The organism is Pseudomonadota bacterium, assembly GCA_039815145.1.
Lineage (GTDB): Bacteria > Pseudomonadota > Gammaproteobacteria > Steroidobacterales > JBCBZW01 > JBCBZW01.
Genome location: JBCBZW010000028.1, coordinates 13,831 through 27,178 on the forward strand (window position 1 = coordinate 13,831; position 13,348 = coordinate 27,178).

The following is a 13,348-nucleotide window of genomic DNA, read 5'->3' on the forward strand; positions in this document are numbered from 1 at the left end:
ATTTCACGCCCCTACCCCTCCTTCGTCCTCCGGGTCTTCAAACACCTCAAGTTCGTCTTGACCGATTGCGAACCTAAAATAGTGCACATCACGTGCGTAGACTTTTGCTCGATGCACGTACGCGTCAAGGAAGTAACTATCTGCAAGCCGGGCACCACGCAGATCTGCGCCCATCAGAAAGGCTCCACTCAAATGGATGCGTCCAGGTAGATCGACCAACTTCGCCCCCACTAGCCAAGCCCCTTCAAGATCGATCGACTGCCTCTGAGACTTAGAGCGTCGCAAAGCAAGAGTGATCCGGATGTGAACAGCCATTACAATGAGTGCTGACGTTCTAAGCTGATCGCGATGCTCAACAGGCGAAAGACGCTCCTTCTCAAGCTCCTTGCTGCACATTCGAACGAACGTCTCTAGCACGAACTCAGTGGTCGTCAGGTACTCTAACTCCTGCTCCACCAGTCGCGAAATGATCAGGAGTCCTGCATGCCTAAGAATTTCGCTGTCGCCTGCTAGCATCGAACACGCCGACTGGAATCGATCGATATTCTGAGCGTGTTTGGCCAACACGAGTTGCGCCTGGGCCGTCTTAGACTGATCTTGCGAACTTGAAAGCAACTTGTTCGCGGTATCGGCCTGATTTGCCGCCGTCTCCGCTTGCTTGTTCGAAATATCAGTCTGCCGGCTAGCCAACCACAAGCGCCATATGAGCAGGGGAAGTCCGATCGTAAGCGCGAGGTTGCGCACCTCCTCATCGTTAGTCTTCCAGAACCCCCAAAGATCCTGCACGCACTCAGTTACAAGCCCTAGCCCCCACTCGATCAAAGTCCCTAGCCCCCACTCGACAAACACCCCGAACACAAGCCAAGCCTCAAACACTACGATGCTCTCCATTCGCAGGTCATGCGAGAGCAAGTATGCCATCGAGGCGACTTGGGCGGGATTCGGCCTACATGTCCACCGTCCGCGTCTTGTAGCTATGGCACCGCTTGCACAGCGCCTGCAGGTTGGCCCAGTCGAGCCGAGCTCCACCCGACCGGATGGTCCGCATGTGATCCACTTCGGTGGCCGGGTCGCCGTTGCACTTCCACTTGCCCTGACACACCGGGTGCTCGACCAGGAAGGCCGATCGCGTCTTGCGCCAGGTGTTGTCGTAGCCGCGCCGTGCCGCGCACTTACGTGAGCGACCAGGACGCTTAGGCTTGAACGATCCCGGGGTAACGGGCACCTAGGGCGCAGCCCCCGCGCCGCCAGCCGCACGAAGCGCCTCAACCTTCGGCTCGAGCGCACGCACCTTGGTGACGATAGTAGCCATGCGATCGAGGATGGCGCCGGCCTCGTCGGCCCCGCCCTCCAACACATCGAGGGCGTAGTTCACGTGGCCTACAGCGTCAGCCACGATTGCTTTCGGTTCGTCCCTGCCGCTCATTGATGGCGACCTCCATACTTGCGGTGAATTTGGTTGGTAGCGCCGCTATACGAACAGCGCATTGCTTGATGTCTGGCCAGGCGCGGATGATCTCCAAGGCGATGGACCCGTACCGCCAGAGCAGACACCCGAGGACTGAGCACATGACGATGGTGAGCACGTCGGCCACCAGAGCAATGGCTTGGATCATGGTCGACCCCGATCGTTTCCGAGCAGTCGCACATACCGCTCATGGGTGAGCGCACTGCCTGTAGCCCTCAAGCGGACCTCATAGGCGCGGTCATCCAGCGTGCCGGTGACGTAGAGCCGCAGCCTACCCTCCGGGTCGAACTGAAGCGACTGCAGCTGAGGGGTCGCCGTGGCATCCTCACCAGTGCTCGCTACGGTCGAGGCAATGAACTGCGCGGTCGCACCCACTAGGGCATCACCCGCCTGCATCACGTCGGACAGGTCCACGTAGCGCGCCTGCACCTCACCTGGCCCCACTGGTGCCTCCCAACCGAGTTCGTTGACGTGATCGTCACCAGGCGACCAGTACACCGTGCGCTCGTCGTCCGGCGCATCGAAGGTAGCGGCCTCCCCTACCACTTCGCCCATAGCGATAGTGATGACAGGCGTTCCGATGGAACCGGCCGACCCGTTGACCGGCGAGACAGTCAGCTCGCTCGGCTGCACGACGGTGATCGTTGGCGCACCGATTGAGCCCGCAGAGCCCGTGATGGGGCTTACCGTCAGATTCGCGGGCGACGTCACGGTGATGACCGCAGCGCCGATGGTTCCGGACGTGCCCGTGATCGGCCCGGCGACCAGGTCGGCTGGCAGGGTCGGCACGATGTTGGGCGCGACGATGCTGCCGGCGGTTCCCGCGATCGGGCTCACCGTCAGGTTCACCTGCTGCACGGTACGCGTGATCGTTGGCTCGTCGATGGAGCCACTCAAGCCCGTGATGTCGCCGACAGTGACCGTGCGCGTCTGGGTGATGACCGGCGCGGCGATGCTGCCGGCGCTGCCGCTGATGGAGCTCACCGTCAGATCCGCCGATGGCGTCGGATACGGGTCGGTCGTGTACGTGACCGTCCCGACCTCGGTCATTACGATTTCGTCGGCTGTGCCCTCCGCGGTGCCGGTATCGTCGAGGTTGGACTCCAGTTTGAAGTAGTGCTTCGGCGGCGGGGTGATCTCGTCGGGGCGCGTCGTCGGCAGCGCGTCGATGTTCACTGCGCTAAGGCCCGAGTCCCAGACAGCTACGTGCGCGACCTCACCCGCCGTTCCGCTGGCGCCCTGCTGGTCCCAACCGAACCGCAACGAGTCGATCGTAGACGGGTACGTGCCGGGAGCGCCTGTTGCGCTTATCGCCGATCCGTCTAGGTAAACCGTGATGCTGCTCGGCCCGAAGATGCCCACCACGAGGTGCCAGTCGTCATCAGTGATCGAATCAGCCTGGTCGAGATTGACAATGCTGTCGTTCCCGCCTTGCTTCGCGTATGCGCGTGCAAGGAAGTCCAGGCTCTGCCGATCGATACCAACCTGGACAAACCGGTTCGTAAACGCGTCGTCCAGGAAAATCGCAGCGATGTTGTCGTCGCCCGAGATGCGCTTACACCAGCCCGCGATGGTGACCGTGTTCGACGTTAGGGCATTGATCTCATCGACGATCGAGCCCGCCGGTAGCGCCGTGTTGATCGCATAGTTGCTGCTGTCTACCTGGATTCCCACAGGGCAGCTCCTCTATGCAGCATCAGGCAGTTGAACGGCATACGGCGCTTGAATCGCTGAGGGGAACAGGAGCAGCACGCGCTTCTCTGGGATCTCAATGAAGCCCTTCCCGTCTCCGCGAATCTGCGTCCCGCCGTCATCCCACGGCATCACGTCGCCCATCAGCGTGTGCTGTGTGGCGGCGTGGGTCGTGAGGTTGTACTCGAAGATGTCCTGTTGCGTGGTCGGGCTCGCGTCCGTCGCGTTCCACAGCCACAGTGACCCCCGCGCCTCGTCGTACCACGGGCTCGGCAGCACATCGGCAAGCACCGTGCTCGACAGGTTGGCACCCGTCACGAGCGCCGCCTCGTCACGGCTTACGGTCGTCGTGGTCTCCGTCGCGAAATCGAAGACGAAGCTGTACCACTCGCCGCTGCCGATGCTGTGCATCCGGCCGCCCGCGTGCACGAGCACGCCCTGTGACGCCAGGTTGTTGCTCCCCGTGGAGATACCCGACGTCATCGTGCCGTCAGGCCTGAGGATGTAGACCTCAGGGCTATCGGACGAGCCGATCATCACCTTGCCGGTGGAACGATCGAGCCACGTCTGAGCGATGGCGCTGCCGCTAGCGAGGTTCCCAGGCGTCGGTAGCTGGCTCCACCCAGCGCCGCCCAGTGACTCGTCAGCGAACGGAAGCTCCCACGAGTCGCCCAGGAAGTTCCCACTCGCGCTGTTCGGTGCGCCACCGAAACGCAGATAGCGGTTGCGGTCCCAGTCGGCAACGATGCCGTCGTAGGGGTGCAGCGATGGCGGCGAGCCATCCGCGTAGACGTTGCTCTCGGAGATGGCATCTCGAATGTCGGTCGGGTCCGGCGACGTCGTAGAAAGGCGGTAGCCCATCGGCCGCTCGCAGCCCCGCGCGTCGTAGACGGGCAACCCGTTCCAACCGCCATCGTTGTGGCCACCCATCTGGATGACCAACCGATAGAGGGCGCCGTGCCCCGCTGCCCAGGCTCGCTTGTGGCGCGTGAGGCTGCGTGTGTTGTCGATGTAGTCCCGCCAGGCATCGGGGACGATGTCGTCCATCGTGACGCCGTGCGTTGCACCTTCGGTCACCTGACGGCACTGGAACGCGCCCAGCCCATCCAGGTACTGGAACGGCGGCGCCTCGTAGCCACGCGCCACGTAGGCGCACCCGGCGTTGCCCTTATCGGGCGTCGGGGTCGTGTTGGTGATGCCTGCAATCTCGGTTGCGCTGCCCTTGTTGGGGCTGGCCACCTTGATCTCGCCGGTGAAGTCAGTGCCGCCCTGGATGCCGAACCGCGACTCGGTGGGCATGAAGTCGGCCAGCACGATGCTCTCGAAGGGCTCAGCATCGCTGATGATGTCCCCGGCGTTTCGCTGCGTCGGGCCACCGGGGAACAGGGCGGTCACCGCCGGCAGGTTCGCCTGCGCATCGGCCAAGTTCGTCGCACTGTCGCTGCCGTACTGAATCGTGCCGTCCGGGTACCAGCTGTTCCCGCTGATGTGCACCTGTCCGTGCCCGGTGTTATTCAGCTGGATAAGGCGCGTGTCGTCCGGGCCGTAGGCGGACATCACGAGGTTCCCCTGCAACGCGTAGCGGTTCTGGGCACCGTTGTTGGCGTTCCACCAGGTGGCGAGCGAAGCCGATCGGCTGTCATCCCGGTCCGATAGGATCACCGTGTTGTGGTACAGGAAGTACCCGGACGCCTCGTCGTTGAACTTGAACGGCTGGCGACCCGGGTTCGCGAAGATGTTGCCCGCGATCAGCATGGGCCCGGCGAACAGCGGATCCAGACTCACCGCCGTCATCGTGTTGATCGCCGTCGAGTCTACAAGTGACCCGCTGACGCCATAGTCCGCTTCGAAGGCGTCGTCCGAGCAGTCCAGAATTAGCATCTGCGCGAAGTGAACGCTCCGCGATTCGGTGAGCTGTTGGGTGCCGGCGTGCTGAGCCGAGGAAAGCGCGTCGCCGTGGCCCCAGACGGTGCAACCCCAAGCGGCGTTGCCGGAACCCGGCAGGATGATGCCACCCTCACTCCAGCTACCGCTCGAGTCGTTGTCCTCCGTCCAGTGATCTGCGTACAGATTGCAGCCCAGGAACAGGCAGTTGTAGATCATCGTCTGCGACGACTCGGCGAACCCGCGGACCCCGATGTCGAAGCCCACCACGATCAAGTCACGGAACGTCAGCCGCTCGTTGCTGCTGCCGTCGCGCAGTTCAATGCCGCTCGAGCGAAGGCTGCTGTTCGGTCCTCCACCTGTCCGCGGGCCAACGAGCGTGAAGTTCTCGAAGACGACGTTCGCGGTGCGCGACCCGTTCACCGTCGACAATCCCCGACAGCCCGCCAAGTTGAGGCGAATCGAGTCGGTGCGGTTCGCGCCGCGCACGTAGATGAAGCTGGCGTCCAGGCCCTCGATCGGCGCCTCTACCCCGAACAGATCCGAACCCGCGTCGTAGTCGCCGCTGAACTCGATCACGTCGCCAGGGCTTGCGGCCGCAATGGCAGCGCGCAGCGTGGCGATGTTGCCGTCGCTGACGGTCGTGGTGGCTGCACCTGCGACACCAGGAAGGGCGCGGGTTGTGAACGTGCTCTGGGCTGTAGTCAGGCTACCGCCGTCGTCCACCGTGACTTCGACGTCATAGCTCGTGCCAGGTGTCAGTCGGATCGCAGCGAAGGAGAAATCCCCGTCGCGCAGGACGCTCACATCGTTGACGCCGGGCTGTGCGCCGTCAGCCGCACTGATCCGGTAAAGCGGGTGGCCAGTCGTCCACGAGGGGGCGCCAGTCTCGCGGTAGCGCATCGTCGCTGTAGCAGCGGCGCCGTACGCACTGCCAGGGACAATCACCTGGATCTGCTGCGGAGTCGCGGGACCGTCACGCTCGACCGTCAGTGCACCAGGAGCACCGGATGTGATGACAGGTGCACCGAGACGACCCTGCGTCCCCGACACCGCGCCGACCGACAGCTGCCCCACTCGCGGCCCAATGAACGGATCATCCCTCAGCGTCAGGCCTGCGGGAATCGTCAGGTCATCGCCGACGCTGAAGGCCGCGACGCTGGCGGTCGTGGAGAACAGCACCGCATCAGCGATATCGTTGACCCCGATCAGTGACAGGTCGCCGCTCGAGTATGCGGTCGCTCCGGTGGCGTCCAGCCGCCCCGCCGTTACCTGACGCGTATCGTCGCCGCCGTCTGCGAGCGCACCGAAGGACCCTGTGAACGTCGCGAGCGTGGCCAAGTCGATCGCGGCATAGTCCTCGCTGTCCTCGAGTGACCGAGGGACCAGGCGGAAGGACGTCGCAGCGGCGGCGGCGGATAGCCGCGCGTCGAGGACTGCGGCGCCGACGCGAGCCACTGCCTAGCCTACGGTGACGTCGGCGGTCTGCTCGATGTCGAAGGCGGCCGAGATGTTGAGCTCGTCGCCGTTACTGAACGCGGCCGCGGTCACGTTGGTGGTGAACAGCACCTGGCCGTTGACGGTGTCGACGCCGGCCAGGGTGATGAGATCCGTGCCGTTGTAGTCGGCAGTCGCGGCGCCACCAGTGAGCGGCCCGCAGACCGTCTTTCGGCTGTCGGCGGCATCACCAGCGCCTGGCGCCGTAAAGTTCGCAGACGAGGTCGAGAAGTTGCCGAGCGTAGCGGCCACCAGGCTCGCGTACGTTTGCTCGTTTTCCTGCGCCCGGGGCACCACGTGGATCACATCGCAATTGTCGCGAATGTGTGCCAGCTTGGCGTCCGTGGCGGCGTCACCGAATCGGGACATTGCGAATTCTCCAGGCACAAAAAAGCCCGCACGCGGCGGGCTGGAGGGAGATACGAAAACGCCCCGGGTCATGACTGACTCCAGGGCGCACTCGCTCAACGTAGCGCTAGTCTAGGATTCTGGTGGCATCGGCGCAAGCATTGGGATTCATGGCTAGCGATTAGTCCTGTACTCCGCCTTCCGCGTCTTCACCGTGCTCCTCGCCTCCTTGCTCCTCGCGCTTACTCCTTTCGCGGCTGTTCTTCCATGCGATGAACTCCTCATACTCGGTCTCGGCTGTATTCTCCGGCGACCGCTCTCTTTCCGGCTCAGGGTCGTCCGACGCGACCGCAGTGTCAGGTCGGTGACCGGGTGGAGGACCAGTAAGGAGCTTAGGCTCGGGGCTCATGAGTCGACGCGGATCAACCGTCGCTCGGTCATTAATCTCCGGGATCGTGACTCCAGCCTCAAAGAACTGTTCTACGGCGCTCGCAACCTGGCGTCGAAGTATCTCAGCCATCTCTGGTTCAATGGAGCCAGCCTCCCTTTGTTCCGCGATTCTTTCGTAGAGAGGCAGAGTACCTGATAAAATCTCCAGCTGCTTTTCAGCCTTCCTCTCCCTGTGGAACACGATTCTGTCCCACAGTTCAATGAAGACCTCTTTGACCAGCTGGATAATCTTCGCGGCCCCGAGCAGGTCAAAGGACTTGTCACTACCGGAATCGCACGCAACAACGCTGAGTGCATGGTCCGTTTCGCCTTCCAGCTGGGCGATAGCTGAATAGAGGCTTTCTACGGATTGAAGCGCGTAGATCAACCTAGTCGGCGTAGAGCTACCCGTATCCTCAATCACGTACAGAGTCAGAAGCCCCTCCGAACTCCCTCTTACTTGCTCCACATTGCTCCGATCGAGAAGCGAGACAATCGGAGGGGCGAATCGCCTTAAATGATAGACGCTTGTGTAAACCGATCTGGCTGCATCGGCGTCTCCCTTACCTGACTCCGCACGCATCAACGTGCCCCAAAACTCAGGTGAGTCGAGCTTCTCGAGATCAAAGACGGCTAAGACTTGTCTAGCTACGCTGTCGAAGTTCGCACTGCGCACGCTCCATCGCGAATTGGCGGAAACAAACCTCGCCACGTTCTGGCGATCTGGCCGGCCACGAAGGACCATCTCTATCTGGGCCTCATTAAGCGCGTCGACGACTTCTCGGATACCGTCGATCAGTTGTTCTCTTAGCATCACATCCCTTTGCTCTCGCCAATTGTCACTTTCCGGAACGCACCAACGACACCTTACGACCCATCGGCAAATCCCACTTATCAGTTGGCGCTTACTTGTAGCACTTCATTCTTCGTTCCCTTCTTCGTGCTCAATACGCCGAGAGACACCTCAGCTGGCGGAAACTACAAGTCGAAGCAGGTTTCCAGCCCAGTTCACGTCAGCCCACCGGTAGCTGATGAAGACGCCTGGTTCTTGTTGGCTACGGATCCCTCTCTCTAGGGTCCTAGGATTAGTGCGATATCACGCCCAGATTTCGCACTACACAAGAGACCGGACCAACGGCCACCCCTCAGCACCGCGCCCGTAACACTCGCCAGTTAGCGTCTCCCTGTGGCCATCAACCTTACCAGGAGATCCCGATGCTACGAACCACCATCGCCATTGCTGCACTGCTCGCCCTGCCGGCGAGCGCCCAGTCGCCCCTGGACGCCCTCCAGTCGCAGACGGCCAACGCTGGCCTATACGCCAACCGCATACCGGACAGGACCTTCTCCCGCGCCTTCACGGAGGTGTGCATCACCGGAGGCGGTGTTCTCTTCGACCAGAACGAAGCTGGCGAATCGACCCAGGGCGGGGCTTGCCGTCCTCTGATGAAGGGTTGGGTGATCGAGCGCGACCAGCGTGAGGCCGCCACTTGGACGGAGGCTCGCGTCGCCTGCACGATCGACGACATGCGTCTACCCGAGGCCATGGAGTGGCAATACAGCTGCTTCAACGCCGATACGTTCGGGCTCCTGAACATGATCGGCGAATGGGAGTGGGCTGGGAATACAACGATTGGCTACGAACCTAATCCCACACGCGGGATAGGCGCCAACATGTTCGGGAGCGGAGCTTGCGAGGATGGCACACGCGGTTTCGTCGGACGCGAGGATGAGTTCGCGCGAGTAGAGCAGTTCCGGTGCGTGCGCTAGCTAGCTTCGACTGCCGCGGGTCTGCCCGCTGGGCAGCCCCGCTGGAGAGAATTGTAAATCCCGACAACGACACGAGGCACGGGGATCAGGGACATGAAAGGTCGTCCTCCCACTCCCCAGGGAAACCTACGGCGAGATGACGTGCACTATCAGCGTGCCGCCGCCCCACTCATGAGCCTCCAACCCAAGCCCGCCACCGATGCTGGGGTTCTCCATGTTAAAGCCCTGCCTCTGCAGTCGCTCCGTAAGCTTGACGGCTGCTGTTAGGTCTACACTATTGTAGTAATACACGCGTGATGCGCGAGTGTGCGTGGCTGGCACTGCGAGCCACTGATCACCTCGAAGGCTATACCCCCACGCTCGCACGTCGATTATCAGCTGATCATGGCGTGCTCGCGACATACCGACCGTCACAATTCCCACCTGATACTTGCTGTTTTCGTTGAGTTCCAGTGCCCGTTCTATTTGATCACTCGACTCGCCAAGCGCCTGCATGACGCCTCTCGCTGCCTCCTCAAGCTCTCTCTCGCCTGATCTAGCGGCGAATGCGCCTATCTCTTCTGCAAAAGGCTTCAAGGCGTCCCCCAGATCCGAAGCGTATGAGAGCGCTTGCACTGTATTGTCCGCCTGATACCTTAGGTTTTCCCACGCATTCTGTGATCGTTCCAAATCGGCCCGCGCGCGGTCCGCCTGTCCTTGCATGGCGAAGAGCTCTTGCTCTGCGCGTTCAAGCCTCTCAAGCGTTTGCTCGGACACGAGAGTAGCAGCCTCGATGTGCAAGAGCGCATCCCTAACTGAGTCCTTGATGAGGTAGCCACCAAGGGTGCCGGCAAGCGTGAAAACGGCGCCAGCGAACACTCCTACTATCGCTGCGTGGACTGAAAAACGCCGATAAAGCGCCTTTTCCACCAGCTCGAAGAGCCGCCTCCGCTCAAGCTCGTCCTCCGGAGTCTCGTTTTCCAATGGAATCTCCATACCCACAAACTGCTTTTAGCGCTCTCGCACGCGGCCCGGTAACCTCATCCTCCCACAGAGCCCCCCAACCACCCAGCCGTACACACCCCCTCAGTCGCCCCAATGGCATCCGAGAAGCACTCAGCGATGCTGAGGTAGAAGTTCCCGACGGTGGACAGCCCGCCATTCTGGCCGAACGAAAACAGTCCAATCATCAGCACGTAGACCAGCATGAACGGGAACCACCAGCGGATCGTCTGGAGTGTCGCGATCCAGAAGCGCCAGCTGTCCTGCATCGGTGTCCCCGGCTGGAGCCGCTCCACCGCCCAGTCGTTCCACTTTGCAGGAATCAGCGTGATCCCCGCTGCGTACGCCATCACCGAGAGGTGAAGTAGCGTCGGCACGAAGGTCGAGAAGTGCATCGCGGAGACCCACCACTGAGACTGGCTGCGCAAGCCTGCGAACTTGGACTCGAGGTCGATGACTGGGGCGCCGGTTGGCCCGATGGTTGTGGCTATGTTGAGGAGCTGAGACAGGCCGACGATAGAGATCGCTAGCAATCCGAGCGTGACAGCCGCTACAAGCGAGTCCAGCGCGGAATAGCCGATCACTCGCAACCAAGCAGATCTACCCCCTTGAGAAGAGGATGCTATGGATCTCGTCAGTAAGAGCCGCGTTACACCGAACGACGCGAAATCGAAGACTGCATTGCAGAACGGTAGCACTACTAGGAAAGGCCATAGGTTGGCGGCACTCTCGACATCAACCTCGAGGGCGGCCGCTGCCACAAGTGTCGGCACAAGAAAGACGCAACCGAGGATCGCCGGAAGAAGCCGCCGCCACTTCGTCTCAACTACGTGACCAGCGCCAGCGAAAGCGCCAACAGCGACAACAACAGTGACAACGCCAACGACAACGCCATTGACAACGCTATTGACAGCGCCAAGCACAGCCAAACCGACAGCCAAACCGACAGCTAAAGTGGCAGCGACGGCGCCCGTGCCAGGCACAAAACGGACAACAGGGCCAAAGACAGCGTTAGCGAAAATTCCTGCGACAAAGACAGCGAGGGCGCCAGCAAGAACGCCAGCGAAGGCGACAACGCCAGCGCCAGCGACACGGCCAGCGAAAGCGAGAGCGAAAGCGAGAGCACCAGCTAGTAGCAGACCCTTAGCCAGCCTTCTCGGTGTGACTGGCCACTCGGCTAGGAGCGCATCCGAAACCACTAGGACTAAGGTGATTGGCCACATGACGAACAGACCCACTAGCGTGACCATTTTCCCCCAACCACCGAGGTTATCCGAGTAAACCTGAATGCTACCCAACGCGCCACTCCCACCGACGGCCCAGTCGGTCGTCATGAGGATAATTGGATAAGCGATAGAGATGGCTACGAAGAACGCCAAGGCGCTGTTATTGAAGCAGCTATCCCAGAGTTCAGCCTTGGGGTCTGTGTAGGAGCGCTCGTACGTCGGCGGAAGCACCCGCGCACTCCAGTCCAAGAAGACACCAACCAAGACGCGATACTTCTCGCCGAACGCCCGCTTCTCTAGACTGGATTTCAGCCGAAGAACAGAGTTGGACTTCCGCGGATCAGGCCTCTCGGCAACCCACTTCAGCTTGTGAGCTTTTTCGACCCTGTCCTCGCCCAGGACCATCCAGTGAAGCACCCAGAGTACTGGGAACGCGCTGAGCGGGATCGCCCAAAGCCGTTCGACACCGTAAAGAAGCTTCAGGAATTCTGAGACGAATGGTGGCAAGGGCGTCCGTTCTTCTAAGGCGGCCGATTAGCGTCAGTGTACCCAATCACCGCTGTTTGTCAGGCAGCCTCTTGGGTCAGCGCGCTCCCGCCTGCTCGGGCGCGGACAATCGATACCCCACCGCGTACCGAATCTCCGCCAGAACCGCCATGAAAGCCCGATGGCTCAACCCGGCCCGCTCAGCCGCCACCCGCGTGCTCCCCAGCCCCGCGAGATACTGAGCCGCCACGACCACCCGATCCTGCTCAGGCATCACCCCCTCCGCGGTCAACGCCTCCACCAGGCGCTGATCCTCGGTGGCGAACCACACCCGGGGCACCCGCCCGCCGAACCCCGCACTCGGCTTGTAGTCCATCGACGGCGAGGGGACCGAGGCCACGTACCCCTCCCGCTTGGCGGCCCACTCCCGCAACGCGAGATCCCCGAGCTGGTGGATCGGCGTCCTCACGCAGCGACCTCGAGGCGCCGTGAGGCGAGCTCCCGCTCCGACGCCCACCGATCCTGTCGGTGACAGAGCTCAGGACCACACGACACCACCCGCCGCTTGATCCGAAGTCGCCCGTCCACGACCTCGCAGTTCCCTCGGGTGACGAGGTAGTGCACGACGTCCGGATCCGGCTCCACCCGCTGACGTCGCCACAGCTTCGCCAGGACCGCACAGGCGCGGTCGTGGAGCTTCCCATCGCGAATGGGCAGGTCGGCCCAGCGAGTCTTCCTGTGCACACTCATGCGGCCACTGCCCGAGCGGGTCCGACACTGTCGATGCTGAGCATCCAGTCATCCTCGCCGAAGTGCTGCCGTAGCATCCTCATGGCGACCCGGCTGCTGGTAACCAGCGGCGCATTGGGCGCGATCGCCACCCCAGGTGCGATGCATCCTTGCACCTCATCACAGCGATTCGCTGCGTGAATCAGCACGCCGAATCGCGCGATTCCCGGCTGATCGAAGTGGGAGACCGTGCGGCCCTGGAGGATGTACACCCCGTCCCCGTTACTCGGACGGCTGTACGGCGAGACGTGGTACAGACCCTCAGGAATGCAGCTCACGCCCCGCTCGTTGTTTCGCCAGGGTCGCTCAACCGTGTAGAGCCTGAGCTCCGTCCCGTCGTCTTGCGGGATCACTAGGCTCCCGAAGGTGCCCCAGAAGTCGATGCCGTAGCACCAACGGGTCAGCGTTGCGTATTTCATGCGCGCGGGCCTCCTTCAGCCTCCCTCGGCTCGTCATCCATCTCTCGCAGCCAATCGCAGAAGCGATCGGCATCCATGATCGGCATGTACCGCCACTCCCCGCCGTCGCAGCGGAAGGCCAGCGCCGGGATGCGATTCCCCTCCGCCGCGGCCTGCTCCACCTGCAGGATCGCGGTCATCAGCTGCGCCCGAGATCCCCAGCGCTTCACCTCGATCGCAACGGCGTGGTCCATCCCGTGCTCGATGTCCTCGCCCGAGTCCCGGGCCTGGCTGAGCGCTCGCTTGGCGAACCCCTCGCCTAGGCGATCGTTGAGCGCGTTCACGACCTCCCGCTCCCCGCCCTTCCCCTTGCGCACGCT

General features: G+C 62.1%; 13 protein-coding genes. 1 reads left to right on the forward strand and 12 read right to left on the reverse strand.

What is annotated here, in order from left to right:
- Positions 1-3: 3 nt before the first annotated feature.
- The 7 genes from AAF184_09760 to AAF184_09790 form a co-directional block, all read right to left on the reverse strand.
- Positions 4-891, reverse strand: coding sequence for a hypothetical protein (locus AAF184_09760; GenBank protein MEO0422609.1), 888 nt, complete (start codon positions 889-891; stop codon positions 4-6).
- 334 nt (positions 892-1,225) lie between these two features.
- Positions 1,226-1,396 carry a hypothetical protein gene (locus tag AAF184_09765; protein ID MEO0422610.1) on the reverse strand — a complete coding sequence of 57 codons (171 nt, stop codon included), beginning with the start codon at positions 1,394-1,396 and terminating at the stop codon, positions 1,226-1,228.
- Positions 1,389-1,616, reverse strand: a complete 228-nt coding sequence (locus tag AAF184_09770) for a hypothetical protein (protein MEO0422611.1) — start codon at positions 1,614-1,616, stop codon at positions 1,389-1,391. The genes AAF184_09765 and AAF184_09770 overlap by 8 nt, the downstream gene beginning before the upstream one ends.
- Positions 1,613-3,142 (reverse strand): LamG-like jellyroll fold domain-containing protein, encoded by a 1,530-nt coding sequence (locus AAF184_09775; protein MEO0422612.1) that lies wholly within the window; start codon positions 3,140-3,142, stop codon positions 1,613-1,615. The genes AAF184_09770 and AAF184_09775 overlap by 4 nt, the downstream gene beginning before the upstream one ends.
- Before the next feature lie 12 nt (positions 3,143-3,154).
- Positions 3,155-6,502 carry a hypothetical protein gene (locus tag AAF184_09780; GenBank protein ID MEO0422613.1) on the reverse strand — a complete coding sequence of 1,116 codons (3,348 nt, stop codon included), beginning with the start codon at positions 6,500-6,502 and terminating at the stop codon, positions 3,155-3,157.
- A gap of 3 nt (positions 6,503-6,505) precedes the next feature.
- On the reverse strand, positions 6,506-6,910 hold the full coding sequence (locus AAF184_09785; protein MEO0422614.1) for a hypothetical protein: 405 nt from the start codon (positions 6,908-6,910) through the stop codon (positions 6,506-6,508).
- A gap of 160 nt (positions 6,911-7,070) precedes the next feature.
- Entirely contained in the window at positions 7,071-8,132 is a 1,062-nt protein-coding gene (locus tag AAF184_09790; protein MEO0422615.1) for a hypothetical protein, read from the reverse strand.
- 401 nt (positions 8,133-8,533) lie between these two features.
- On the opposite strand from AAF184_09790, the gene AAF184_09795 reads away from it, so the two are divergent.
- A complete protein-coding gene (locus AAF184_09795) occupies positions 8,534-9,088 on the forward strand; it encodes a hypothetical protein (GenBank protein ID MEO0422616.1) in 555 nt (184 codons plus the stop codon).
- A gap of 126 nt (positions 9,089-9,214) precedes the next feature.
- Here the strand turns inward: AAF184_09795 and AAF184_09800 are convergent, their stop codons facing one another.
- The 5 genes from AAF184_09800 to AAF184_09820 all read right to left on the reverse strand — a co-directional run bounded on the left by AAF184_09800 (position 9,215) and on the right by AAF184_09820 (position 13,345).
- The gene (locus tag AAF184_09800; protein MEO0422617.1) at positions 9,215-10,051 is read right to left on the reverse strand and encodes a hypothetical protein; all 837 of its coding nucleotides are present in this window, start codon (positions 10,049-10,051) and stop codon (positions 9,215-9,217) included.
- A 56-nt stretch (positions 10,052-10,107) separates the two neighbouring features.
- Positions 10,108-11,802, reverse strand: coding sequence for a hypothetical protein (locus AAF184_09805; protein ID MEO0422618.1), 1,695 nt, complete (start codon positions 11,800-11,802; stop codon positions 10,108-10,110).
- A gap of 76 nt (positions 11,803-11,878) precedes the next feature.
- A complete protein-coding gene (locus tag AAF184_09810; protein MEO0422619.1) occupies positions 11,879-12,250 on the reverse strand; it encodes a hypothetical protein in 372 nt (123 codons plus the stop codon).
- A gap of 277 nt (positions 12,251-12,527) precedes the next feature.
- Positions 12,528-12,989, reverse strand: coding sequence for a DUF5675 family protein (locus tag AAF184_09815; protein ID MEO0422620.1), 462 nt, complete (start codon positions 12,987-12,989; stop codon positions 12,528-12,530).
- Positions 12,986-13,345, reverse strand: coding sequence for a hypothetical protein (locus tag AAF184_09820; protein ID MEO0422621.1), 360 nt, complete (start codon positions 13,343-13,345; stop codon positions 12,986-12,988). Before AAF184_09820 ends, AAF184_09815 begins: the two co-directional genes overlap by 4 nt.
- Positions 13,346-13,348 lie beyond the last annotated feature (3 nt).

Excerpts from the sequence above, each read along its gene's own strand:
- AAF184_09760 (MEO0422609.1), bottom strand. The coding sequence starts at position 891 with ATGGAGAGCATCGTAGTGTTTGAGGCTTGGCTTGTGTTCGGGGTGTTT.
- AAF184_09785 (MEO0422614.1), bottom strand. The coding sequence starts at position 6,910 with ATGTCCCGATTCGGTGACGCCGCCACGGACGCCAAGCTGGCACACATT.
- AAF184_09770 (MEO0422611.1), bottom strand. The coding sequence starts at position 1,616 with ATGATCCAAGCCATTGCTCTGGTGGCCGACGTGCTCACCATCGTCATG.
- AAF184_09795 (MEO0422616.1), top strand. The coding sequence starts at position 8,534 with ATGCTACGAACCACCATCGCCATTGCTGCACTGCTCGCCCTGCCGGCG.
- AAF184_09790 (MEO0422615.1), bottom strand. The coding sequence starts at position 8,132 with ATGCTAAGAGAACAACTGATCGACGGTATCCGAGAAGTCGTCGACGCG.
- AAF184_09815 (MEO0422620.1), bottom strand. The coding sequence starts at position 12,989 with ATGAAATACGCAACGCTGACCCGTTGGTGCTACGGCATCGACTTCTGG.